Origin of the sequence: Mycetocola reblochoni REB411 (assembly GCF_900163835.1) — a bacterium.
GTDB classification, from domain to species: domain Bacteria; phylum Actinomycetota; class Actinomycetes; order Actinomycetales; family Microbacteriaceae; genus Mycetocola_B; species Mycetocola_B reblochoni.
Genome location: NZ_FUKR01000053.1, coordinates 1 through 22,107, shown reverse-complemented (window position 1 = coordinate 22,107; position 22,107 = coordinate 1). Strand labels below are relative to the sequence as shown.

The window sequence follows — 22,107 nt, the reverse complement described above, 5'->3', positions numbered from 1 at the left end:
GCTGTGAGCGAACCGTCCCCGCGCACCACGGGTTAGGCTGGCCTTCCTGCGGGAAGACCGCCGCGGGACGAGGCGTCGTCGGAGGGACCCCAGTGACCGCACAGCCGCCGGCCGCCCCCGCCCGTGTCGGCGCGGAGCCGCGACGGTCGACGAGGCCGAGGCGGAGGGGCCGCGTCACCGGCGGGCGACGAGCGCTCCTCCTGGGCGGCCTGGTCGTCGGACTCGCCGCTGTGGCCGTGCTGAGCCTCGGCGTCGGCACCAGGGCCGTCTCCCCCGAGCAGCTGCTCGCCGTCCTCAGCGGCTCGCCCGTCGACGACGAGGTCAGGCACGTCGTCGTCGAGATGCGCGGCGCTCGCGCGACGCTGGCCGTCCTCGTCGGGGCGGCCCTCGGCGTCGCCGGGGCCCTCATCCAGGCGCTCACCCGCAACCCCCTCGCGGACCCGGGGATCCTCGGCGTCAACGCCGGGGCGGCCCTCGCGGTCACGATCGGCGTCGGAACGCTCGGCATCGGCGTCGGAACGGGGGCGACCGTGTGGTTCGCCTTCGCCGGGGCCGCGGCGGCCACCCTGATGGTCACCCTGCTCGGGTCGGCCGGGCGTGCGGCGGCGACGCCCCTGCGGCTCACCCTCGTCGGCGTTGCGCTCGCCGCGGTGCTGCTCGGCATCACGACGGCGATCACCCTGCTCGACCCGGCGACGTTCGACAGCATGCGCGGCTGGCGCAGCGGCAGCGTCGCCGACCGGGGCTGGCCGGTCGTGGCCGCCATCATCCCTGCCGTCGCGGCCGGCCTGCTCGTCGCTGGCCTGGCCGCGCGGCCACTCAACGCGCTAGCCCTGGGGGACGACGTCGCGGTGTCGCTCGGGGTCGGCGTCGTCGGAGGGCGCATCGCGGTGATCGCCGCACTCACCCTGCTCGCCGGGGCCGCGACCGCCGCGGCCGGCCCCATCGCCTTCGTCGGCCTCATGGTGCCCCACGCGGCGCGGTGGATCGTCGGCCAGGACCAGCGCTGGGTGCTGGCCTACTCGGCCGTTCTCGGTGCGGCACTCATGCTGCTGGCGGACATGCTCGGCCGGGTCGCCCTCGGCGTGCAGGAGGTCCCCGCCGGCGTGATCACCGCCGTCCTCGGCGCCCCCGTCCTCATCCTCCTCGCCCGGCGGCCGCGGATGGCCGGGCTGTGAGCACCGCACGCCACCCGGGGGGTGTCCAGGGGCCGGGGCGGGGAGCCCGAGCCCCGGGGGGCGCGACGCTCCGTCGCCGAGGTCGCCGGACGCTGAGGTGGGCGGGCGCATCGCTCTCCGTCGACCGCAGGGCCGTCATCGTGTCCGCTCTGCTCGCCGCGGCGATCCTCGTCGTCGGCGTCCTCGCGCTCGGCCTCGGCGACATCGCGCTCGGCCCCGCCGAGGTCGCCTCGGCGCTGCTCGGCACGGCCGATGACCGGACCACCCTCGTCGTCCTGGGCTGGCGGCTCCCCCGCATCCTGCTCGCGCTCAGCATCGGAGCGGCCCTCGCCGTCAGCGGGGCGATCTTCCAGACCCTCACCCGCAACCCGCTCGGCTCGCCCGACGTGATCGGCTTCGCCAGCGGGTCCTACACCGGGGCGCTCGTCGCGATCATCACCGTCGGCGGCGGCTACGCCTCCGCGGCCGCGGGGAGCCTCGTCGGCGGTGTCGCGACCGCACTGGTGGTGTGGACACTCACGCTCGGCCGGGGCACGAGGGGTGTCGCGCTCATCGTCGTCGGGATCGGGGTCTCGGCGCTGCTCGGCGCGGTCAACACCTGGCTCGTCCTCACCGCCGACCTCCAGGTCGCCATGACGGCGGCCGTGTGGGGCGCGGGGTCGCTGAACGGGCTCGGGACCGAGGAGCTCACTCCCGTGGGCATCGGGGTGCTCCTGCTCCTGGCCGCGGCGACGGCGACAGCACCGAGGCTGAGGATGCTGGAACTGGGCGACGACGCGGCGCGCGCCCTCGGGGCCGCCTCGGCGCGCTACGAGTTCTGCCTGCTCCTGCTCGGGGTGGCGCTCACCGCACTCGCGACGGCCGCGGCGGGGCCGATCGCGTTCATCGCGCTCGCCGCCCCGCAGATCGCCCGCCGCCTCACCCGGTCCGGCTCGACGGGGGTCGTGTCGTCCGCGCTGCTCGGAGCGCTCGTGCTGCTCGTCGCGGACACGGCGGCGCAGCACCTGGTCCCCGGCGTTCAGCTGCCGGTCGGGGTGGTCACCGTGGTCGTCGGCGGCTGCTACCTCATCTGGTTGCTCGTGCACGAGGCCAGACGCGGCTGAGGGTGCGACGGCGCCTCCGCTCGCGTGAGCCGGTGCGGTGCACCGGATCGCCGCGCCCCGCGGAGCCGCCGAGGGCCTAGACCGGCGCGGTGACGAAGTCGATGAGCTGCTCGACGCGGCCGAGCAGCTCCGGCTCGAGGTCGAGGTAGTTCCGCACCCGCCCGAGGATCGCCTGCCACGCCCTGGCGGTGTCCGCCTGCGTCCCGGTCGGCAGCCCGAGGTGCGTCATGATGCCGGTCTTCCAGTCGGTGCCGCGCGGGATCGTCGGCCAGGCCCGCATGCCGAGGCGCTCGGGCTTGACCGCCTGCCAGACGTCGACGTACGGGTGCCCGACGATGAGCACGTGCTCGCCGCCGCGGCCACGCATCGTCTCCTCGGCGATGCGGCTCTCCTTCGAGCCAGGAACCAGGTGGTCGACGAGCACCCCGATGCGGCGGCCGGGCTCCGGCCCCCACTCGCGGATGATGGCCGGCAGGTCGTCGATGCCGCCGAGGTACTCCACGACCACGCCCTCGGCGCGCAGGTCGTCCCCCCAGACCTTCTCGACCAGCTCGGCGTCATGGCGACCCTCGACGAAGATGCGGCTGCCGCGCGCAACACGCGCCCGCGACTCGGGAGCCCGCACGGAGCCGGAGGCGGTCCGCGCCGGCACGGAAGGACGTGAGGGGCCGGGGGCGGTGAGGACCGCCTTCCTGCCCTCGTACAGGTAGCCACCGCCCAGGGGGAACACCCGCGTCGCCCCGCGCCGGTCCTCGAGCTGGACGTTGCCCGCCTCCACCCTGATCACCGCGCCGCACCAGCCGTCGTCGCTGCGCTCGATCACGAGGCCGGGTTCGGCGGGGACCGTGATGGGCGCCACGACGCCGCGGTCGCGCCAGCCGGGCGCGAGGACATCGCCGGAGTATCGATTGTCGTCGTGCACCAGACCACGGTACCCAGCCGGACCGCCGCGGCGGCGAGCCACGCGGGTCCGCACGGGCGGGCCCACCGCCGAAGGGCCGAAGACCCGTCCATCCGCGGGCACGGACGACCGGCGCAGTCAGCTGCCGAGCGATCGCAGCCGCCGCCCGTGCCACACGGCGGCGTCGCGCTGGGGATCCGACCAGAGCCGCAGCACGCGGAGCACGACGAGCAGGTGATCGCCGACCGGGTGTACGTCCACGCCGATCGCTCCCACAGCCGCGAGACGCGGCCAGGTGCGCGAGTCGGCCTGGATGGACGCCGACACCATCGGCGGGTCGTGCGAGACGCCGACGGCGAGCGAGGACGTCACCATCACCTCCGGGCACTCCGGGCCGCCCACTGCTGCATCCCACCGACCGTTGGTCCGGCAGCGTGTCGAGCGCATCTCCGCGGCCAACGGCCTCCAGCAGCGCGATCATCCCGGCCCCGCCGTACGGCTCGACGACGTCACCCGGCTGGGCGATGCGCTCGCGCCGCCGCCGCTAGGCGACGCGGACGACGTCGGGCGCGACGAGCTGCGCCTGCAGCCCGAGCAGGAGGGCGTCGAAGTGCTCGGCGTTCGCCCTGGGCGCCTCCGGGTGCCACTGGACGCCGGTGATCGGCAGCTCACGGTGGGCGACCGCCTCGATGACGCCGTCCGGCGCCCACGCGATCGCGCCGAGACCCAGCCCGAGGCGCTCCACGGCCTGGTGGTGGGCGCTCTCGACAGTGATCCTGTCCCCCAGCCCGGCGAGGTAGCCCGGTTCCGCGGCGATGTCGACCGCGTGCGGGTTGAGCACCCGCTGGATGGGGACGTCCTCGTTGCGGTGCTCGTGCTGCTCGCCGAGGTCGGTGATGAGCGTCCCGCCGAAGGCGACGTTGATCAGCTGGTGGCCGCGGCAGATCCCCAGCAGCGGGGTCCTCGTCTGCGCCGCCCTCCGGATCACGGCCAGCTGCGCCTCGTCGGCGAGCGGCCGGTGGATCCCCTCGTTGGGGTAGCCGCGGCGGACGCCGTAGTGCTCGGGGGCGATGTCCTCCCCGCCCATGATGAGGACGCCGTCGGCACCGCCGACCGCGTCGAGCAGGGCGGCCGGTCCGATGTCGGCGGGGGTGCGCACCACGTCCCAGCCAGTGCCGATGGCGCGGTCGACGGCGTTCTGCACGAGGGCGGCGGAGAAGTCCTGGTAGTCGGGCGCCTCGGGGCGCATGCGGGTGACCTCGATCACGGCGAGCGTTGAACGACGCGACGATGCCATGGCCACCTCCCAGGTCGAGTGCATCAGGATCACACCATTCTAGGCGCCGGCACGCGCCCAAACCCAGTGCGCCGCCGTCACACGCCGTCACACCGCGACCGTAGAATCGTCCCGGGGGCGCCCCGGTCCCCCGACGCGACACGAGGTGATCGAATGGCCCGTTTCCTTCTCGTCCCGCTCTGGCAGGGTTCCTCCTCCGCCCGCGGGCTCCGGCTGCAGGCCGGTGCCGAGGCGATCGGGAGCGACCTGCCGCCCCGGAGCACGAGCGGCGTCGATGTCCCGCCCGGCGCGGGCAGCGACCTCGGCACGGGGCTCGCCCGCGCATCGACGATCCTCGCCGTCCGCGACAGCGTGCGGATCGCACTGACCTCGACGACCGAACCGGTCCTCACCGTCGGCGGCGGCCGCTCCGCCGCGCTCGGCGGGATCGACCGCGTGCTCGCCCAGCGGGGGACGCCGCTCGTCGTGGTCATCGCCGCCGACCCCGGCTCCGCCGCCGTGCCGGTCACCGCTGAGGACGGCTCCGTGTCGGCGGACGAGGCCTTCCTCTCCCTGCTCGGCGAGGCGCTTCCCCCCGCGCTGACGCCCGCGCACCCGCTGGCCCCCGAGCGCATCGTCGTCGTCGACGCCAGGGGCGACGAGCAGGCCCAGGGCAGCCGGGCCGCCGGCGTCCCTCTGGCCGATGCGTCCTCCGTCGTGGAGCGTCGCGCGGCCGAGCTGGGAGCGGACGGCTGCTACATCGCCGTCGACCTGCCCGTCCTGGACCCGGAGGACTTCACCGGCGGCGAGCTGGTCCCCTTCGGCCCGAGCACGGCGCAGCTGACGGACGCCGTCGACCGGATCGCCGCGATCCTGCCCGTCCGCGGCGCCTCCCTCACGGGCTTCGCCCCGGCAGGCCCCGCGGACGTGACCGAGTCGATGTCGACCGTCCTCCGGGTCGTCGGCTCGCTCACGAGGGCACTGGACCGATCGTGAGGCGCCTGCTGTTCGACTCACCGGTGAGCCTCGCCGGGTACGCCATCGCCACCGCGATCGGGGCGGCCTGGGGGACGCTGTGGAGCACGGGCCGGATCGTCAGGCGCGACGGCCTGATCGTGTTCACCGGCCTGCCGCGCTGGGCGTACCGACGCGGCGGGATCTGCGTCGGCGCCTGCTACCTGACCGGAGGCACCGTGTCGCCCGCGGTGCTCAGGCACGAAGCCGTGCACAAGGCGCAGTGGCGCCGCTACGGCCTGGCCTTCCCCCTCCTCAACCTGCTGGCGGGAGCGGAGCCGACGACAAACCGCTTCGAGATCGAGGCGGGCCTGACCGACGGAGGCTACCTGCGACGCAGGCCGAAGTCCGCCGGGGCGTCGACGAGGTCGGCGTCCACGCCCGACTCCTCGACGAGCACCTCGTAGGCCGAGGACACCAGGCGGTAGTCGCCGCCGAGCCACGCCGAGCTGAGCCTGACCCCCGCCGCATCGGCGTCGGCATCGGCGTCGGGGAACATCTCTGAGCACCACGCGGCGACGGCGCGGGAGGCCGCCTGCCCGCGCGAGCAGGCCAGCCCCGTGCCCGCCTCGCCGCTGCGCTGCGACCGGACCAGCCAGGTCACCGACATCCGGCTCGGCGCGTCGAGACGGGACACCTGGTCGCCGTCGCCGACCTCGACGAAGATGCGTCCGGAGGCGCACAGCGGGAGGGTCGCGATCATGGCCTCGAGCGAGGCGATCGCGGTCTCGTCCGCCACGAGCAGGTACTGCGGGTGCCGGGCGAACGACCCCACCCCGGACCCGGCGGGACGCGGGGCCCTCGGGGAGCGGGAGAGGGGTCGAGTGGTCATGTCCAGATAAGTATAGGCACGCCTAAGCTGACGCCACCAGGGTCAGCGGCGGATCCGACGCGAGCGGGCCGGGACCGTTCCCCGACCGCCCACGCGATGCCATCGTTACCCACCGGCGGCGACGGCCGCGGTAGCCTGCACTGTAGCTCTCCACACGAGCTCCCCCTCACACGCGAAGGATTCCAGTGACCACCACTCGCCTCCGTGCGGGCCTGCTGTCGGCCGCGCTCTGCCTCACCCTGGCCGCGACGGGCTGCACCCCGACCGCCGGGCCCGACGGCACCGCCACCACCGCGGCGACACCCGCCGAGCTCACCGTCGGCCTCGTCCTGGAGCCGACCGACCTCGACATCAGGCACACCAGCGGGGTGGCCCTCGAGCAGGTCCTCATCGGCAACGTCTACGAGGGGCTGGTCGCGCTCGACGGCGACGGCGGCATCCGCCCGGAGCTGGCCAGCGACTACACCGTCAGCGAGGACGGGCTGCACTACGACTTCACCCTCAACGAGGGCATCACCTTCCACGACGGACGGCCCGTCGGCGCGGCGGAGGTCGTCGCCTCGCTCACCGCCGTCCTCGACGACGACAGCGCCGTCGGACACGACGCGCTGAGCTCCGTCTCCCGCGTGGAGGAGGGCGACGACGGGACCGTCAGGATCACGCTGAGCGAGCCGGACTCCCAGCTGCTGTGGTCCCTCGCCGGCCGGCCGGGCCTGGTCATCCCCGTGAGCGACACCGTCGACCTGTCCGACACCGCGATCGGCACGGGACCGTTCACCCTCGCCGACTGGCGCCAGGGCGACAGCATCACGCTGGACGCCTACGAGGGCTACTGGGGCACGCCCCCTGGGCTCGACGGGGTGACGTTCCAGTACATCACCGACCCCTCGGCCGCGGTCAACGCCGTCCTCGCCGGCGAGGTCGACGTGCAGACGAACGTCGACCCGACGCTCGCCGTGCAACTCGAGGACGTCGACGGCGTCCAGCTGGTCGAGGGACGAACGACCGATGTCTACACGCTCGCGTTCAACAACGCGATCGAGCCGTTCACCGACGTGCGTGTCCGCCAGGCGCTCCGGCAGGCCATCGACCACGACGCCCTCATCGCCGCGGTCGGAGGGGCTGGGGTACGCATCGGCGGCCCGATCCCCGAGCTCGACCCCGGCTACGAAGACCTCACCGACGTCGTCGAGTACGACCCGGAGGCGGCCAGGCAGCTGCTCGCCGAGGCGGGGCAGGACGACCTCACCCTGCGCCTGACCATCCCCAACCACTACCCCGAGGCGATCGGCACGGTCCTGCGCTCGCAGTTCGCCGAGGTCGGCGTCACGCTCGAGGTCACCAGCGTCGAGTTCCCGCTCTGGCTCAACGACGTGTACACCAACCACGACTACGAGCTGAGCATGGTCGACCATGCGGAGGCCCGCGACTTCGGCAACTGGGCGAACCCCGACTACTACTTCGGCTACGACAACCCCGAGGTCATCGAGCTGTACCGCTCTGCGCTGACGGCGACGAGCGATGACGAGGCGGCCGACGCCCTCGCCCGTGCCGCCCGGCTGGTGTCGGAGGACCACGCCGGGGACTGGCTGTACACGGCGACCGCGATCACCGCGGTCTCCGCGGGCGTCACCGGCTTCCCGACCGACTCCACGACGGCACGCCTCGACCTGTCCGACGTGACGCTGGAGCGATGACCCGGATCCTCGCCGCCCGCGCGGGAGCCCTGCTGGCCGGACTCGCGCTCGCGAGCCTGCTGATCTTCCTCGTGCTGCGAGTCGCCCCCGGCGACGCGGCACAGGTCATCGCCGGGACCGACAGCTCGCCGGAGCGCGTGGCGGCGATCCGTGCGCAGCTGGGCCTTGACCGGCCGCTTCCCGTCCAATACCTGGACTGGATCGGAGGCCTGCTCCGCGGCGACCTCGGGGTGTCCAGCGTGACCGGGACGCCCGTCGCCGAGGAGATCGCCCAGAAGCTGCAGGTCACCGCACCGCTCACGGCGATGGCCCTGCTCGTCGCCCTCGTCATCGCTATGCCCCTCGGCGTGGTCGCGGCACTGCGCCGGACTCACCCGAGCGGACGGCTCCTCAGCGTGCTGGCCCAGCTCGCCGCCGCCGTCCCCGTCGTCTGGGCGGGCATGCTGCTCGTCCTCGTGTTCGCCGTCGGCGCCGGCTGGTTCCCCGTCCAGGGCTTCCCCCGCACCGGCTGGGACGACCCGGCGGGCGCGCTGCGGGCGCTCGTGCTCCCCGCCATCGCGATCGGCGTCGTCGAGGGCGCCGTGCTCCTGCGCATCGTCCGTTCCGCGATGATCGACGCGGCCGAGTCCGAGCACGTGCTCGCCTCCGCCGCCCGCGGGGGCACCCTGCTGGGCGCCCGGTTGCGCCGCGGCCTGGCGGGGGCAGGTGTGAGCGTGGTCTCCGTCCTCGGGGTGCAGACCGCGGGACTGCTGGTCGGAGCGGTGATCGTCGAGCAACTGTTCTCCCTGCCGGGGCTCGGCCGGATGCTCGTCGCCGACGTCGGCAACAGGGACCTGGTGAAGGTGCAGAGCGAGGTCCTGCTCCTCACCGCCGCGGTGCTGGTCATCGGCGTCCTCGTCGACCTTGCCCACCGCCTCATCGACCCCCGGCTGCGGGTGCGCTCGTGAGCGCGCCCCGACTCGGCCGCGCGCGGCATCCCCCGCTCCCCCGCACCGCGAGCCGGCGACCGGGCCGCGCCGCGCGGCTCGGCGTCCTCGGCTGGACCGGTGCGGCGCTCGTCACCGTTGTCCTGCTCGTCGCGCTCGTCTCGCTGCTGTGGACGCCGTACCCCCCGCAGGCCGCCGACCCCTACGCGCGATGGGCGGCGCCGGGCGGGTCGCATCTGCTCGGCACCGACGCCTCCGGCCGCGACGTCCTGTCCCTGCTCATGGCGGGCGCACGGACGGCGCTGCTGGTCGCTGTGCTCGGCGGCGCGCTGGCCGGGCTGACCGGTGTGCTGCTCGGCGCGGTCGGCGCGCTCACCCCGCACCGGGTGCGAACCGCGACCGCCGTCCTCATCGACGTCCTCCTCGCCTTCCCCACCGTGCTGCTGGCGATGCTGCTGGCGAGCGTCCTCGGCGGCTCGCTCGGTGTCGTCATCGGCGCCGTCGGGCTGGGCTTCGGGGTGACCATCGCCCGGGTTCTCCGCGGCGAGTTCCGCACCGCCGCGGCCAGCGACTACGTGCTCGCCGCCCGCGCCGCCGGGATGGGCCCCGTGCGGATCCTCCGCGACCACCAGCTGCCCGCCGTCTCCGGCGTCCTCATCGTCCAGCTGAGCTGGACGATGGCGCTCGCCGTGCTCGCCGAGGCCGGCCTGAGCTACCTCGGCTACGGGGCAGGGCCCGAGGTCGCCTCCTGGGGCCGGATGCTGGCCGACATGCAGTCGTACCTCGCCGTCTACCCGCTCACCGTGCTCTGGCCCGGTCTCGCCGTGACCCTCACCGGGCTCGGATTCACGCTGCTCGGCGACGGGCTCCGCGACGCGGGGGGCCGCCGATGAGCGGGGCGACGGGGCTGGTCGTCTCCGGTCTCACCATCGGCATCAACGGCGAGCGGCTGCTCGACGGCGTCGACGTCGCGGTCGCGGAGGGGCAGCGCGTCGGCCTCGTCGGCGGGTCCGGCTCGGGGAAGTCGCTGACGCTCCGCGCCGTCCTCGGGCTGCTCCCCTCCCACGCCGCGCTCGGCGGGAGCATCCGCTGGGACGGCGTCGAACTGCTCGGCGCGCCCGAGCGCGTGCTCGCCCGGGTCAGGGGCGGCGAGATCGGCATCGTGCTCCAGGACCCGGCGACCGCGCTCGACCCGCTCCGCCGTGTCGGCGCCCAGATCACCGAGGGCGCCCGGCGCCACCACCGGGTCGGCCGGGCCGGCGCGCGGGCGCTCGCCGTGCGGCTCGCAGAGGAGGTCGGGCTGCCCTCCCCCGCCGACGCCGTCGACCGGTACCCCCACGAGCTCTCCGGGGGCCAGCGCCAGCGCGTCCAGATCGCCGCGGCGCTGTCCGCCGAGCCCCGGCTGCTTCTCGCCGACGAGCCGACGACGGCGCTGGACACGGTGGTGCAGTCGCAGGTGCTCGAACTGCTCGCCCGGCTCGGGCGCACGCGCGGGCTGTCGACGCTGTTCGTGACGCACGACCTCGCCGTGCTGCGTCGCGCGGCGGACAGCGCCAGCGTCCTCGACGCGGGGCGGGTGGTCGAGCACGGGCCCGTCGAGCGGCTGCTCACCTCGCCGGTGTCCGCGACGGCGCGCGCGCTCCGCGACGCGGCGAGGCTGACCAGCTGGGACGGGGGACGACCATGACGGAGGAGCTGCTCACCGCCACCGAGCTGAGCCGGGTGCACCACGGGCGCGGAGGACGGCAGAGGGTCGCGCTCCACCCGCTGAGCGTCGCCCTGCGCCGGGGCGAGAGCACCGCCGTCGTCGGCGGCTCCGGCTCCGGCAAGTCCTCGCTCGTCCGGCTGCTGCTCGGCCTGGACACGCCGAGCACCGGAACCGTGACGACCGGCGACGGACTGCCCGTGACGGACAGGCGCTGGCTGCGGCGGACCGGGGTGGTGCTGCAGGACCCGGCGACGTCGCTCGATCCGCGGATGCGCGTCGGCCGGATCGTCGCCGAGCCGCTGCGCGGCTTCCGGATCCGCGGTGACCACGACGCGGCGGCGCGGTCGATGCTCGACCGGCTCGGCCTCCCCGGCGACGCGGCCGACCGCTACCCCCACGAGTTCTCCGGAGGTCAGCGGCAGCGCATCGCGATCGCGCGCGCGCTCGTGCACGAGCCCGAGGTCCTGGTCGCGGACGAGCCGCTCAGCGCCCTCGACGTCACCGTCAGGGCACGCATCCTCACGCTGCTGCGGGAGCTGGTCGCGGAGCGGGGGCTGACGCTCCTCCTCGTATCGCACGACCTGGGCATCGTGCAGCGGGTCAGCGAGCGGGTGCTCGTCCTCGACGACGGCCGGCTGGTCGAGGACGGAACGGCGCAGCAGGTGCTGTCCTCACCGCGCAGCGCTGCAGCGCGGCGGCTCGTCGACGCGGCGCCCCGACTGGGCTGACGACGACGGCGGTCAGGGGCGCCGGGGCGCGGCAGCCGATCGCCGCTCGTGCCAGCGCAGCCTGCGCTGCAGCTGCGCGGCCGCCCCGAGCAGGGCGGCCTCACCGCCGGGCCGGCCGATCAGGTGGGCCGCCATCGGAACGCCGTCGGCCGACTCGGCCACGGGGAGCGAGATCGCGGGCAGCCCCGCGACGTTCACGAAGGAGGTGAACGGCGTGTACTGCACCTGCTGGCGGAAGTTCACCTCCATATCGTCCTGGTCGTACCAGTCGTGCGGCCGCGGTGTCATCGCCATCGCCGGGGTGAGGACGGCGTCGTACGGCGCAAAGGCCGCCACCGTTGCCCGCTCGAACGCGGTCAGACCCGCGAGCGCGGCCACGACGTCTGCCGCGCGCATCGACCGCCCGGCCTCCCAGATCTGCCGGGTGATCGGCTGGAGCAGCTCACGCTGGCCCTCCCCGAACGGCACCGAGCCGATCCCCGCGCGCCAGATGACCCGGAAGTGCTCCGCGTATCCGGCCGACGGCCGCCACGGCAGCTCCTCGAGCTCGTGGCCGACCGCGGCGAGCTCGGCCGCGGCGAGCTCGAACGCGGCCACCGCCTCCGGCGCCACATCGATGTCGCACCAGTCGTCCCAGGGGCTCGTGCATGTCATGCCGATCCGCAGCCGCCCCGCACCGCGCACGGCGGCGGAGAGCAGGTCGCCCGGCTCGGGCGATCGCAGGCTCGTGTCGTGCGGCGTGACGCCGCGGTGGCGCTCGCGGTCGAGCATCGCCTCCAGCAGCAGGGCCGCGTCCTCCGCGGTGCGTGCGAGCGGGCCCTGGACGGCGAGGCCGCCGAGCGAGCCGACGCCGTCACCGCCCGGCACCAGTCCGCGGGTCGGCTTCAGCCCGATGAGTCCCGTCGCCGCGGCGGGGATGCGGATCGACCCGCCGCCGTCGCTTCCGCTGGCGAACGGGAGCAGACGCGCCGCGACGGCGGCCGCCGCGCCGCCGCTGGATCCCCCCGCGTTCAGCCCCGTCAGCCACGGGACGGGCGCGGGCGGCTGGATGTCGCTCATCGTGTAGGCGTGCAGTCCGAACTCCGGCGTCGCGGTCTTGCCCAGGCTGACCGCACCCGCCCGGTCGAGCACCTCGACGCCGAGGTCGCTCCTCTCCGCCGGGGTCGTCGGTGTCGCAGCCGACCCCGCACGTGTCGGGACGCCGCGGCGGTTGACCAGGTCCTTGTCGGCCAGGGGGATCCCCCAGAGCATCGCCGCCGTGGGGCCCTGCGCATCCAGCGCTCGCGCCCGCTCCAGGGCGCGCTCCGCGGTCACCGCGGTGAACAGGGCGTCGCGCACGGGCGACTCGTCGATCCGCCGCAGGTAGTGCTCGGCGACCTCCGCGGCGCCCAGGGACCTCCGGCGCAGCTCCTGCCCGAGCTCGACCGCGCTCAGCTCGTCGATCCGGGTCATCGTTCCTTCTTCAGCGACTTCTGCAGCAGCACCGTCCCCAGCCAGCGGTCGAACTTGAAGCCGACCCTGCCCATGCGCCCCGCCTCTGTGAAGCCGAAGGCCTCGTGGAGGGCGAGCGAGCCCTCGGCGCCCTGGTCGGAGACGACGGCGAGGATCTCCTTGAGGCCCGCCTCCCTGCTCCGATCGATGAGCGCACCGAGCAGGGCACGGCCGAGGCCCTTCCCCGTCGAGGCGGCGCGGAGGTAGATGGAGTTCTCGACGGTGAAGCGGTACGCCCGCTTGTCCTTCCACGGCGAGACGAGGGCGTAGCCGAGGATCTGGCCGCTCGGCGACTCGGCGACGAGCACGGGCAGCCCGAGCGCCCGCAGCCGGGCGAACTTGGACCGCCACTCGCGCAGGGTCATGGCGTCCTCGTCGAAGGTCACGACGCTGTTGGCGACGTAGTAGTTGTAGATCTCCCTGATGTCGGGCAGGTCGGCCTCCTCGGCGTCCCTGATGCTGAACGCGAAGGGCGGCTCCGGCTCGGGCGCCGGCCGCAGGTGGCGCGGCAGACGTCGGCGCCTCTGGTATTCCTCTTCCAACACGGTCCCAGGCTACTGAACCCACATGTCGCAGGGGTTACGCCCGCGGTGACGGCGAGCGGCGCCGCGCGGGTCAGAGCAGCGTCGGCGGCGCGTCGACCGCCGGCGGGAGGCTCCAGTCGATCGGCTCGGCACCGCGCTCGCGCAGCAGCGTGTTCGCCCTGCTGAACGGGGCGGAGCCGAAGAAGCCCCGCGACGCGGACAGCGGGCTCGGGTGCGGCGACTCGATCAGCGCCGCCCCCGGGAGGAGCGGCGCGGCGGAGCGAGCGTCCCTGCCCCAGAGGATCGCCACGAGCGACCCGCCCCTGGCGGAGAGCGCGGCGAGGGCCGCACCGGTGACGCGCTCCCAGCCGATGCCCCGGTGTGAACCGGGGGCGCCGACCTCCACGCTGAGCACGCGGTTGAGCAGCAGCACGCCCTGGTCGAACCAGGAGGACAGATCGCCGTGCCCGACCGGGCGGATGCCCAGATCGTCGTGCAGCTCGCGGTAGATGTTCGCCAGACTGCGCGGCAGCGGCCGCACGCGGGGGGCGACGCTGAACGACAGCCCGACCGCGTGCCCCTCACCCGGGTACGGGTCCTGGCCGAGGATGACGACCCTGACCTCGGCCATGTCCCTGCTGAACGCCCGCAGCAGCCGGGCGTCGTCGGGCGCCACCCGACGGCCGGCCGCCCGCTCGCGCACCACGGTCCCGACGGCGGCCTCGAGCGCCTCGGCCTCGCCGAGCAGCGCCGCGTGCCAGCTCTCGTGCACGCCTGCCCGACGCAGGATGCCCTCGGCTTCGCTCACGTGGCGGGAATGGACGAGACCTGCACGCCGTGGTCGGCGGGCAGCACCTGCCAGGCGCTTCCGCTCCCGGCGACGGCGAGCGAGCCGTCGGCGACGACGAGGACGGCCCCCGCGTCGAGGGCGACGCCGCCCGGCAGCTCGCCGGCCTCGGTCAGGGCGATGAGCCGCGTGAGCGTGCCCCGCTCGGCGGCCGACCCGTCGATGCCGACGTCGATGAGACCGATCCCCGGGGCGAGCACGACCTCCTCGGCCGCGTCCTGCTCGGGGATCACCTGGACCCCGCCGATGCGGCTGCCGCCGAGAAGCGCCCTCTCCGCCGCGAGGTCCCTGCCCGCGCCGATGCCGAGGTACGGTTCCCCTGCCGCCGCCCGTCGACGCAGCTCGCCCATGATCGGCTCGATGCCCTCGCGCACGCGGGGCGTCGCCGTGCCCGACACGACGACCCCGGTCGCCCCGGCGAGCGCCACGGCCTCGGCGGGGGCGTCCGGGCCGACGACGGTCACGACGGCCTCCGCGCCGAGCTCGGCGAGCAGGGTCGCGAGCGCGTCGCCCTCCGCCTCCGCGTCGACGAGCACGGCGATCCTGGTGAGGCCCTGCGCGGCATCGGCACGGCGGGACGCGTCAGCGACGAGCGCGGCGACGGTGTCGCCCTGCACCCCGCCCGCGTCCTCGGCCCCGCTGAGCCGGATGCTCACCTGGCGTCCCTGACGCGCAGCGGACCCTTGGCGACGCTGTACGGCGCGGCCTGCGCCACCGGCTTGATGACGACCTCGTCGAGGTTGACGAACGGAGGCAGCTCCACGGCGAACCGGATCGTCTGCGCCACGTCCTCGGCGGTGAGCGGTGTCTCCACCCCCTCGTAGACGGCGTCGGCCCTGGCCTGGTCGCCGCCGAAGCGCACGAGGGAGAACTCCTCGGTCTTCACCATGCCCGGAGCGATGTCGATGACCCGGATCGGCTCGCCGACGAGGTCGAGCCGCAGGGCCCGAAGCAGGGCGCGCTCGGCGAACTTGGCCGCGTTGTACCCGCCGCCCTTCGCGTAGGCCTCCCGGCCGGCGATGCTCGTCACGGCCAGGATGGAGGCGCTGCGCCCCTCCTCCACGCTCTCGCGCAGCACGGGGAGCAGCGCGGCGATGACGCGCTTGGTGCCGAGCACGTTCGAGTCGTACATCTGCTCCCAGTCCTCGAGCGCGGAGTCCTCGACGGAGTCGAGTCCGAGAGCGCCGCCGGCGTTGTTGATCAGCACGTCGGCGCCCCCGCTGCTCCGCACGTGCTCGGCCAGTGCTGCGACGTCCTCGTCGCGGGTGATGTCGGCGACGACCGTGTCGGCGCCGGTCTCCGCGGCGAGCGCCGCCAGCCGGTCGGCCCGACGTGCCACACCAACGACGTCCCATCCCTCGCGGCGCAGGACCCGCACGGTCTCCGCGCCGATCCCCGAGCTGGCACCTGTCACAACTGCACGTCGAATCGTCATGCGACAAGCGTAGACCGGGGCGTCCGGCGCCACGCGCGCCGGTTACCGCAGGTGACCGGCCGTTGGCCTCGGGGTCCGCCACTCCCTACTGTGGTCATGCGGCGTTCGTCGCCACCGTCTACCTCACAGGAGAGCCACCATGACCCTCGACTCGTCGTCCTGGAAGTTCGAGACCGCGCAGATCCACGCCGGGGCGCAGCCGGACCCGGTGACCAACGCACGTGCGACGCCGATCTACCAGACCACCAGCTACGTCTTCAACGATGCGGACCACGCGAAGAACCTGTTCTCCCTGAGCGAGCCGGGCAACATCTACACGCGCATCCAGAACCCCACCCAGGACGTCGCCGAGCAGCGCATCGCCGCGCTCGAGGGCGGGACCGGGGCGCTGCTGGTGTCCAGCGGGCAGGCGGCGGAGACGCTCGCGGTGCTCAACATCGCCCAGGCGGGCGACCACATCGTCTCCTCGTCCTCGATCTACGGCGGCACGTACAACCTGTTCCGCTACACGCTGGCCAAGCTCGGCATCGAGACGACCTTCGTCGAGGACCAGGACGACCCCGACGAGTGGCGGCGCGCGGTGCGCCCCAACACGAAGCTGTTCTTCGCGGAGACGATCGGCAACCCGCGCATCAACGTGCTCGACATCCGGCTCGTGGCCGACGTCGCCCACGAGTCCGGCATCCCGCTCATCGTCGACAACACCATCGCGACGCCGTACCTCATCCGCCCGTTCGAGCACGGCGCCGACATCATCGTGCACTCGGCGACGAAGTTCCTCGGCGGCCACGGAACGGTGATCGGCGGCGCGATCGTCGACGGCGGAACCTTCGCGTGGTCGGCGAACGTCGACCGCTTCCCCGGCCTGACCGAGCCCGATCCCTCGTACCACGGCGCCAGCTACACGACGGCGGTCGGCGACCCGCTGGCGTACATCATCAAGGCCCGTGTGCAGGGGCTGCGCGACCTGGGCTCGGCGATCTCGCCGAACAGTGCCTGGCTGCTCATCCAGGGCATCGAGACGCTCTCGCTCCGGGTCGAGCGGCACGTGCAGAACGCGCAGGAGATCGCCGAATGGCTCGACGCGCACCCGGACATCGCCAGCGTAAACTACTCGGGTCTCCCGTCGAGCCCGTGGTACGCCGCCGCGAACCGCTACGCCCCCCGCGGCGTCGGCGCGGTGCTGTCCTTCGAGCTGAAGGGCGGCGTCGATGCGGGCCGCGAGCTGGTCAACTCGCTGCAGCTGTTCAGCCACCTGGCGAACATCGGCGACGTGCGCTCGCTCGTCATCCACCCCGCCTCGACGACGCACTCCCAGCTCACCCCCGAGCAGCAGCTCACCACGGGCGTCACGCCGGGGCTCGTGCGCCTCTCGGTCGGGCTGGAGAACATCACCGACCTGATCGCCGACCTGGAGCAGGCGCTGGCCGCGGCGAACCGTCTCGTGCAGTCCCGGCGCGACTGAGCGGGGCGGCGTAACAAAGCCGGGGGCCCCCGGCGGATGGACGACAATGGGGGCATGGACTGGCAGAGCTCGGCGGACACCGTACCCTCGGCCCTGATCCCCCCCGAGCAGCTGCTCTCGCTCGGCAAGCCGCCGGTGTCCGGCGCATGGCGTGACGGCGACCCGGTCGGCCGGAGGAGCTTCGCCTCGATCGGCGCGCTCGCCCTCGAGGCCGGCGGGGAGCTTCCGGCGGTCAGGATCGCGTACGAGACCTGGGGCACGCTCTCCCCCGCCGCCGACAACGTCGTCCTCGTCCCGCACGCGATGACGGGCGACTCCCACGTCGCCGGCCCGGCGGGGCCGGGGCACCGAACGCCGGGGTGGTGGGACGACATCGTCGGTCCGGGGCGGGCGATCGACACCGACCGCTTCTTCGTCGTCGCGCCGAACGTGCTCGGCGGCTGCCAGGGCTCGACCGGCCCCTCCGGCTTCGCACCGGACGGCAGGGAGTGGGGCTCACGCTTCCCCTACCTGACGGTGAGGGATCAGGCGGTGGCGATCCTCCGCCTGCTCGACGAGCTCGGGCTCCCCCGCGTCGCAGCGCTCGTCGGCGGCTCGATGGGCGGCATGCACGTGCTCGAGCTCGCCGCGCTCGACCCGGCGCGCTTCGCCTCGCTCGCGGTCCTCGCCTCGACGGCGGCGACGACGGCCGACCAGATCGCGCTCAACGCCGTGCAGCTGGACGCCATCCGCACCGACGAGGCCTTCGAGGGCGGCGACTACTACGACTCCGCCGAGGGACCGCACCGCGGTCTGGCGCTGGCCAGGCGGATCGCCCTCATCAGCTACCGCAGCGCCGACGAGATCAATGCGCGCTTCGGCAGGGCGGCCCAGTCCCGGCTGAACCCGATCGGGCGGTCAGGCCGCTTCGCCGTCGAGTCCTACCTCGACTTCCACGGCAACCGATTCACCCGCCGCTTCGACGCCAACAGCTACCTGTGCCTGACCGAGGCGATGAACTCGCACGACGTCGGCCGCGACCGCGGTGGCGTGGAGGCGGCGCTGTCCCGCATCGACGCGCCGTCCCTCGTCCTCGGGGTCACGAGCGACCGGCTGTTCCCCCTCGCCGACCAGCGGCGCATCGCGCGGGCGCTGCCGGGGAACGTCCTCGGCGACGACGTCGTCGAGATCGACTCGGAGTTCGGCCACGACGGCTTCCTCATCGAGAGCGCCGCGGTCGCCGACGCCCTGCGCACCCTGCTCCGGAGCGTCTGAGCGGCCCCCACCGGGTGGCACGGGGCCGCGCGACGACCGCGCCGCGGCGGACGGATCGGTTAGAGTCCACTCAGAACTCCCGGAGGACCCCCATGATCGTCGCCGAGCTCGCGCGCTTCACCCCCGAGCGCTACGGCATGAGCAGGCAGGAGCAGAACCGCTTCTCCTGGCAGCAGTCCCGGCTGCTGTCCCGCTCGACGCTCGCGATCGGCCTGTCCGGCGTCGTCGCCGCGCTGTGCTGCCTGGCGATCCCCAGCCCGATGCGGCTGCCAGACACCGCGATCGCGGCGACGCTGCTGGCGCTGCTCGGGGCGGTCCACCTGTTCCTGCTGGTGCGGAGGGGGCCGCTGGCGATGGTGGGCGTCATCGTGCTGTCGGTGACGAGTGCCGTGATGATCCTGCTGTCCTCCGGCCCGGTGACGCCCAACTCGAGCGCGTTCGCCATCCTCATGGTGCTGTCCTGGGGCGCGGGCTCGCTCGCGCCGCTGCTCGTGTCCAGCTGGGGCAGGGTGATCGGTCTGGTCGGCGCCTTCGTCGCCGGGCTGCTGCTCGTGTTCGCCGTCACCGTCGACGACACGCTGCGCACCCTCATCGTCGCCCACTATGTGACCGCCTGGGCCCTGTGCGCCGCGTTCGGGCTCTGGCTGCACCGCAGCTTCGTCTCGATGGCGCACCAGGTCGCCGGCATCGGCGAGGGCCACCGGCTCGAGCGGCTCGCCAGCGAGGTCGAGGCCCAGCGGCTGCGCGAGGCGCGCCTGCTCCACGACACCGTCCTGGCGACGCTGTCCATGCTCGCGCACGGTGGTGCGGGCGTTCAGGACCGTGCGCTGCGTCAACAGGCCGGAGCCGACGCCGAGCTCCTCTCCCGGCTGCGCCAGGGCGAGACGCCGGAGCCGCATCGCTCCGGCTCGTACTCGCTCGTCACCCGGAGCGAGCGGAGGACGCAGCGCGGCGACTTCGAGGACCTCGTCGAACGTTTCGAGGGTCACGGCCTGCACATCGACTGGCACGGCAGCACGGCGCTCGCGCTGCCCCCGCCGAAGTCGGACGCCGTGCGGCTGGCCCTGACCGAATGCCTCGAGAACGTGCGCAGGCACGCGGGCACGGCGCACGCGCAGGTCACGCTGAGCGACGACGGGATGACCGTCAGGGTGGTCGTGACCGACGCCGGCCGCGGTTTCGACCCCGATGCTCTCGATCCCGCCCGCCTGGGGTTCCGCGACTCCATCGTCGCGCGCATGTCGGACGCCGGAGGGGGCGCGCGCGTCTTCAGCGCCCCCGGGGCGGGGACGACGGTCGTTCTGGAGATGCCGCGATGACGTTCGTGAGTGAGCCGCGACCGCGCGCGGGGCGCGCCGAGCCCCCCGCGGCCCCGGCGGAGGCACCGGGCGTCCAGCTCGGTCTCGGCCTGCTGGTGTGCGGGCTGATCATGTTCGGGTTCTTCGTGTTCCGTTTCCTGACGATCACGAGCCCCGGCCCGGGTGCGCTGCTCTCCGCCGCCGGCTGGGCGATCCTGCTGGGCGTGCTCGCGGTCGGGCTCGTCGGGCTGCGTCGGAACGGGATGCGGGTGACGTCGCGCATGATCGCCGTCGCGGTGCCGCTGCTGACGATCGCCTGTCTGCTCGACCGATGCGGCACCGTGGTGGCCGGCCCCCCGTACAGCTCCAGCTCGGTGACGGGCGCGATCGGCGGCGTGATCATCGCCCTCGCGCCGTTGCGGCCGACGAGGGAGATGCTCCTCGCGCTCGGGGGGCTCGCGGTTCTCCGGATCATCCCCGACGTGGTGCTCGTGATGCACGCCGGGGCCCTGACCCCGCTGGCACTGAGCAGCGACGTGCTCATCTTCGTCCCCGCGACGCTCGCGATCGCCCTCACCGCCTCGCTGCGCCGCATGGGAGGCATGGCGGCGGACAGGGCCCGTCTGCACGGGACGCTCGCCACACGCAGTGCGGACAGCGGCCACCAGCCGTGGGCGGGGACGCGGATCGGGGCGCTCGACAGTGAGATCGAGGGACTGTTCGGTGCCATCTCGCGCGGCGACATCCCCCTCCCGCTCGATGCGGAGCGCAGCGCCAGGGCCGGGGAGCTCGCCGCGGAGCTTAGACAGCTCCTCCTCAGCGGCAAGCGCGAGACCTGGCTCAACCACGCGGTCGCGGACAGCTCGGTGCTCGCCGGAGCGATCACCGTGACCGACCCCGAGTCGATCGCCTCCGAGCTGGACAGCACCGCCAGGGACGCCCTCGTCTCTGCCCTCTGGCTGCTCTGCTCGGGGCGCACGCGGGGCGCGGTGGCCGGGGAGGTGTCGTTCGCCCGCGCGACGGTTGCCGGAGGCAGCACCCGGAGCGAGCTGCGCATCCGCCTGACCGGGGTGAGGCGACGCGAGGTGGAGTCGAACCTCTGGGAGCTGCTTCGGCAGATCGGTCCGCACAGCTCCGAGGCGAGGGACGGCGGCATCAGCCTGACCGTGACGATCGAGCCGCGGTGACCGACTAAGCTGCCTCTAACGTTCGTCACAGAATGAACCCAAAGGACCCCCATGCCTGAACCATCGGCCCCCATCCGGCTCGCCATCGTCGACGACCACCGCATGCTGCTCGGGGCGCTGACCGAGTGGATCAAGTCAGCGGCGGACGACATCGAGATGGTCGCCGCCGTGGCGTCCTGGCCCGAGCTGCTCACCCACCCCGAGTTCCCCGCCGACGTCGTGCTGCTCGACCTGGACCTGAAGGACAGCATCCCCGTGTCGATGAAGCTGGCGACGCTGACGTCGACCGGCACGCGCACCGTGATGATGAGCACCTACTCGGAGCCCGCGGTCATCCGCGAGTCGCTCAACGCGGGCGCCTCCGGCTACCTGTTCAAGAGCGAGGACGTCGACATGATCGTCGAGTCGATCCGCGCCGCGCACGCGGGCGAGGTCTTCATCTCCCCCGAGCTCGGTCAGGCGCTGAACGCCACCGAGGACGGCACCCCCAAGCTGAGCGCGCAGGAGCGCAGGGTCATGGCCCTCTACGCCAACGGCGAGCCGGTGAAGTCGGTCGCCTACGCCCTCGGCATCTCGGAGGAGACGGCGAAGAGCTACCTCAAGCGCATCAGGGAGAAGTACCGCCAGGCCGGCTACGACGTCGGCACGAAGGTGTCGCTGCGCAAGCAGGCGATCAGGGACGGCGTCATCCTGGCCTGAGCCGGCCCCTGGGCGAGGAGAGCGCGCGGTTGTCGTCGCCGTTCGTGGTGGCCGCAGGGTGCTGCAGGCGTGCCGACGGGCCGCCGAGCTCGGCAGCGCCACAGCGGACGTGCCTCGCCCCGCGAGCCGACCGCCGGGCGGTGAGGCGCGGGCGCGCCTACGCGCCGGACTCCTGCAGGGCCGCCTCCAGCCGCTCCAGCTTGCCGTCGATCTCCCCCGTCCGGCCCGGGCGGATGTCGGCCTTGAGCACGAGCGAGACGCGCGTCCCGTAGGCGGCGACGGCCTCGGTGGCGGCCTTGACGACCGCGAAGACCTCGTCCCACTCCCCCTCGATCTCGGTGAACATGCTCGAGGTGCGGTTCGGCAGCCCGGAGGCACGGACCACCGCAACGGCGGCGGCGACGGCGTCGTGCACGGACCCGTCGTCGTGGGCGGAGGGGCCGCCGGAGGGGGCGACGGAGAATGCGACGATCATGACTGGCCTTCCTTCTGCTCCCGGGGGTGGTCGGGCACGGGCGCCGTGGGAGGGGCGGCGACGGCCGAG

The 22,107-nt window shown here is 73.8% G+C and carries 24 protein-coding genes; 14 read left to right on the top strand and 10 right to left on the bottom strand.

Annotated features, from left to right (window positions below; all coding sequences use genetic code 11):
- Nucleotides 1–92: 92 nt before the first annotated feature.
- Nucleotides 93–1,178 carry a FecCD family ABC transporter permease gene (locus tag FM119_RS14040; protein ID WP_121657463.1) on the top strand — a complete coding sequence of 362 codons (1,086 nt, stop codon included), beginning with the start codon at nucleotides 93–95 and terminating at the stop codon, nucleotides 1,176–1,178.
- Entirely contained in the window at nucleotides 1,175–2,281 is a 1,107-nt protein-coding gene (locus FM119_RS09315) for a FecCD family ABC transporter permease (protein WP_218778762.1), read from the top strand. The genes FM119_RS14040 and FM119_RS09315 overlap by 4 nt, the downstream gene beginning before the upstream one ends.
- Nucleotides 2,282–2,357: 76 nt before the next feature.
- On the opposite strand, the gene FM119_RS09310 is transcribed toward FM119_RS09315, so the two are convergent.
- The 3 genes from FM119_RS09310 to FM119_RS09300 form a co-directional block, all read right to left on the bottom strand.
- The gene (locus tag FM119_RS09310; RefSeq protein WP_087137437.1) at nucleotides 2,358–3,203 is read right to left on the bottom strand and encodes a DUF3097 domain-containing protein; all 846 of its coding nucleotides are present in this window, start codon (nucleotides 3,201–3,203) and stop codon (nucleotides 2,358–2,360) included.
- Between the two features lie 117 nt (nucleotides 3,204–3,320).
- A complete protein-coding gene (locus FM119_RS09305; protein WP_087137436.1) occupies nucleotides 3,321–3,557 on the bottom strand; it encodes a PNPOx family protein in 237 nt (78 codons plus the stop codon).
- A 169-nt stretch (nucleotides 3,558–3,726) separates the two neighbouring features.
- Entirely contained in the window at nucleotides 3,727–4,503 is a 777-nt protein-coding gene (locus tag FM119_RS09300) for a gamma-glutamyl-gamma-aminobutyrate hydrolase family protein (protein WP_143822677.1), read from the bottom strand.
- Nucleotides 4,504–4,632: 129 nt separating this feature from the next.
- Between FM119_RS09300 and FM119_RS09295 the strand changes: the two genes are divergently transcribed.
- Both FM119_RS09295 and FM119_RS09290 read left to right on the top strand, forming a co-directional pair.
- Nucleotides 4,633–5,454, top strand: a complete 822-nt coding sequence (locus tag FM119_RS09295) for an arginase family protein (RefSeq protein ID WP_087137432.1) — start codon at nucleotides 4,633–4,635, stop codon at nucleotides 5,452–5,454.
- Entirely contained in the window at nucleotides 5,451–5,879 is a 429-nt protein-coding gene (locus FM119_RS09290) for a Fe-S oxidoreductase (protein ID WP_245827415.1), read from the top strand. The genes FM119_RS09295 and FM119_RS09290 overlap by 4 nt, the downstream gene beginning before the upstream one ends.
- Here FM119_RS09290 and FM119_RS09285 read toward each other — a convergent pair.
- On the bottom strand, nucleotides 5,798–6,304 hold the full coding sequence (locus FM119_RS09285; RefSeq protein ID WP_087137430.1) for an SIP domain-containing protein: 507 nt from the start codon (nucleotides 6,302–6,304) through the stop codon (nucleotides 5,798–5,800). The genes FM119_RS09290 and FM119_RS09285 overlap by 82 nt on opposite strands.
- A 185-nt stretch (nucleotides 6,305–6,489) precedes the next feature.
- On the opposite strand from FM119_RS09285, the gene FM119_RS09280 reads away from it, so the two are divergent.
- The 5 genes from FM119_RS09280 to FM119_RS09260 are packed head-to-tail and all read left to right on the top strand — an operon-like array spanning nucleotide 6,490 to nucleotide 11,363.
- On the top strand, nucleotides 6,490–8,001 hold the full coding sequence (locus FM119_RS09280; RefSeq protein ID WP_087137428.1) for an ABC transporter substrate-binding protein: 1,512 nt from the start codon (nucleotides 6,490–6,492) through the stop codon (nucleotides 7,999–8,001).
- A complete protein-coding gene (locus FM119_RS09275; RefSeq protein ID WP_087137426.1) occupies nucleotides 7,998–8,948 on the top strand; it encodes an ABC transporter permease in 951 nt (316 codons plus the stop codon). Before FM119_RS09280 ends, FM119_RS09275 begins: the two co-directional genes overlap by 4 nt.
- Complete coding sequence (locus FM119_RS09270) at nucleotides 8,945–9,820, top strand: ABC transporter permease (RefSeq protein ID WP_087137424.1); 876 nt, start codon at nucleotides 8,945–8,947, stop codon at nucleotides 9,818–9,820. Before FM119_RS09275 ends, FM119_RS09270 begins: the two co-directional genes overlap by 4 nt.
- Nucleotides 9,817–10,614: an ATP-binding cassette domain-containing protein gene (locus tag FM119_RS09265; protein ID WP_087137422.1), complete on the top strand. Its 798-nt coding sequence runs from the start codon at nucleotides 9,817–9,819 to the stop codon at nucleotides 10,612–10,614. Before FM119_RS09270 ends, FM119_RS09265 begins: the two co-directional genes overlap by 4 nt.
- Nucleotides 10,611–11,363 carry an ABC transporter ATP-binding protein gene (locus FM119_RS09260; RefSeq protein WP_087137421.1) on the top strand — a complete coding sequence of 251 codons (753 nt, stop codon included), beginning with the start codon at nucleotides 10,611–10,613 and terminating at the stop codon, nucleotides 11,361–11,363. The genes FM119_RS09265 and FM119_RS09260 overlap by 4 nt, the downstream gene beginning before the upstream one ends.
- 12 nt (nucleotides 11,364–11,375) lie before the next feature.
- On the opposite strand, the gene FM119_RS09255 is transcribed toward FM119_RS09260, so the two are convergent.
- From FM119_RS09255 to FM119_RS09235, 5 genes are all read right to left on the bottom strand, one after another.
- Complete coding sequence (locus FM119_RS09255) at nucleotides 11,376–12,815, bottom strand: amidase (RefSeq protein WP_087137419.1); 1,440 nt, start codon at nucleotides 12,813–12,815, stop codon at nucleotides 11,376–11,378.
- Nucleotides 12,812–13,399, bottom strand: a complete 588-nt coding sequence (locus tag FM119_RS09250) for a GNAT family N-acetyltransferase (RefSeq protein ID WP_087137417.1) — start codon at nucleotides 13,397–13,399, stop codon at nucleotides 12,812–12,814. The genes FM119_RS09255 and FM119_RS09250 overlap by 4 nt, the downstream gene beginning before the upstream one ends.
- Nucleotides 13,400–13,469: 70 nt before the next feature.
- Nucleotides 13,470–14,186: a uracil-DNA glycosylase gene (locus tag FM119_RS09245; protein ID WP_276327884.1), complete on the bottom strand. Its 717-nt coding sequence runs from the start codon at nucleotides 14,184–14,186 to the stop codon at nucleotides 13,470–13,472.
- Entirely contained in the window at nucleotides 14,183–14,881 is a 699-nt protein-coding gene (locus FM119_RS09240; RefSeq protein WP_087137415.1) for a type 1 glutamine amidotransferase family protein, read from the bottom strand. Before FM119_RS09240 ends, FM119_RS09245 begins: the two co-directional genes overlap by 4 nt.
- Complete coding sequence (locus FM119_RS09235) at nucleotides 14,878–15,660, bottom strand: SDR family NAD(P)-dependent oxidoreductase (protein WP_087137413.1); 783 nt, start codon at nucleotides 15,658–15,660, stop codon at nucleotides 14,878–14,880. The genes FM119_RS09240 and FM119_RS09235 overlap by 4 nt, the downstream gene beginning before the upstream one ends.
- Nucleotides 15,661–15,799: 139 nt before the next feature.
- On the opposite strand from FM119_RS09235, the gene FM119_RS09230 reads away from it, so the two are divergent.
- The 5 genes from FM119_RS09230 (at nucleotide 15,800) to FM119_RS09210 (ending at nucleotide 21,563) form a co-directional block, all read left to right on the top strand.
- Nucleotides 15,800–17,125 carry a bifunctional o-acetylhomoserine/o-acetylserine sulfhydrylase gene (locus FM119_RS09230; RefSeq protein WP_087137411.1) on the top strand — a complete coding sequence of 442 codons (1,326 nt, stop codon included), beginning with the start codon at nucleotides 15,800–15,802 and terminating at the stop codon, nucleotides 17,123–17,125.
- A gap of 54 nt (nucleotides 17,126–17,179) precedes the next feature.
- Nucleotides 17,180–18,379, top strand: a complete 1,200-nt coding sequence (gene metX / locus FM119_RS09225) for a homoserine O-acetyltransferase MetX (RefSeq protein WP_087137409.1) — start codon at nucleotides 17,180–17,182, stop codon at nucleotides 18,377–18,379.
- A gap of 92 nt (nucleotides 18,380–18,471) precedes the next feature.
- A complete protein-coding gene (locus FM119_RS09220) occupies nucleotides 18,472–19,698 on the top strand; it encodes a sensor histidine kinase (RefSeq protein ID WP_087137406.1) in 1,227 nt (408 codons plus the stop codon).
- Nucleotides 19,695–20,864, top strand: a complete 1,170-nt coding sequence (locus FM119_RS09215; RefSeq protein WP_087137404.1) for a hypothetical protein — start codon at nucleotides 19,695–19,697, stop codon at nucleotides 20,862–20,864. Before FM119_RS09220 ends, FM119_RS09215 begins: the two co-directional genes overlap by 4 nt.
- Before the next feature lie 51 nt (nucleotides 20,865–20,915).
- A complete protein-coding gene (locus FM119_RS09210) occupies nucleotides 20,916–21,563 on the top strand; it encodes a response regulator (protein ID WP_087137402.1) in 648 nt (215 codons plus the stop codon).
- A gap of 157 nt (nucleotides 21,564–21,720) precedes the next feature.
- On the opposite strand, the gene FM119_RS09205 is transcribed toward FM119_RS09210, so the two are convergent.
- Nucleotides 21,721–22,038 carry a thiamine-binding protein gene (locus tag FM119_RS09205; protein WP_087137401.1) on the bottom strand — a complete coding sequence of 106 codons (318 nt, stop codon included), beginning with the start codon at nucleotides 22,036–22,038 and terminating at the stop codon, nucleotides 21,721–21,723.
- Between the last annotated feature and the right edge of the window lie 69 nt (nucleotides 22,039–22,107).

Excerpts from the sequence above, each read along its gene's own strand:
- FM119_RS09215 (WP_087137404.1), top strand. The coding sequence starts at position 19,695 with ATGACGTTCGTGAGTGAGCCGCGACCGCGCGCGGGGCGCGCCGAGCCC.
- FM119_RS09205 (WP_087137401.1), bottom strand. The coding sequence starts at position 22,038 with ATGATCGTCGCATTCTCCGTCGCCCCCTCCGGCGGCCCCTCCGCCCAC.
- FM119_RS09285 (WP_087137430.1), bottom strand. The coding sequence starts at position 6,304 with ATGACCACTCGACCCCTCTCCCGCTCCCCGAGGGCCCCGCGTCCCGCC.
- metX (WP_087137409.1), top strand. The coding sequence starts at position 17,180 with ATGGACTGGCAGAGCTCGGCGGACACCGTACCCTCGGCCCTGATCCCC.
- FM119_RS09300 (WP_143822677.1), bottom strand. The coding sequence starts at position 4,503 with ATGCACTCGACCTGGGAGGTGGCCATGGCATCGTCGCGTCGTTCAACG.
- FM119_RS09295 (WP_087137432.1), top strand. The coding sequence starts at position 4,633 with ATGGCCCGTTTCCTTCTCGTCCCGCTCTGGCAGGGTTCCTCCTCCGCC.
- FM119_RS09305 (WP_087137436.1), bottom strand. The coding sequence starts at position 3,557 with ATGGTGACGTCCTCGCTCGCCGTCGGCGTCTCGCACGACCCGCCGATG.
- FM119_RS09265 (WP_087137422.1), top strand. The coding sequence starts at position 9,817 with ATGAGCGGGGCGACGGGGCTGGTCGTCTCCGGTCTCACCATCGGCATC.
- FM119_RS09235 (WP_087137413.1), bottom strand. The coding sequence starts at position 15,660 with ATGACGATTCGACGTGCAGTTGTGACAGGTGCCAGCTCGGGGATCGGC.
- FM119_RS09230 (WP_087137411.1), top strand. The coding sequence starts at position 15,800 with ATGACCCTCGACTCGTCGTCCTGGAAGTTCGAGACCGCGCAGATCCAC.
- FM119_RS09210 (WP_087137402.1), top strand. The coding sequence starts at position 20,916 with ATGCCTGAACCATCGGCCCCCATCCGGCTCGCCATCGTCGACGACCAC.
- FM119_RS09260 (WP_087137421.1), top strand. The coding sequence starts at position 10,611 with ATGACGGAGGAGCTGCTCACCGCCACCGAGCTGAGCCGGGTGCACCAC.
- FM119_RS09275 (WP_087137426.1), top strand. The coding sequence starts at position 7,998 with ATGACCCGGATCCTCGCCGCCCGCGCGGGAGCCCTGCTGGCCGGACTC.
- FM119_RS09255 (WP_087137419.1), bottom strand. The coding sequence starts at position 12,815 with ATGACCCGGATCGACGAGCTGAGCGCGGTCGAGCTCGGGCAGGAGCTG.
- FM119_RS09220 (WP_087137406.1), top strand. The coding sequence starts at position 18,472 with ATGATCGTCGCCGAGCTCGCGCGCTTCACCCCCGAGCGCTACGGCATG.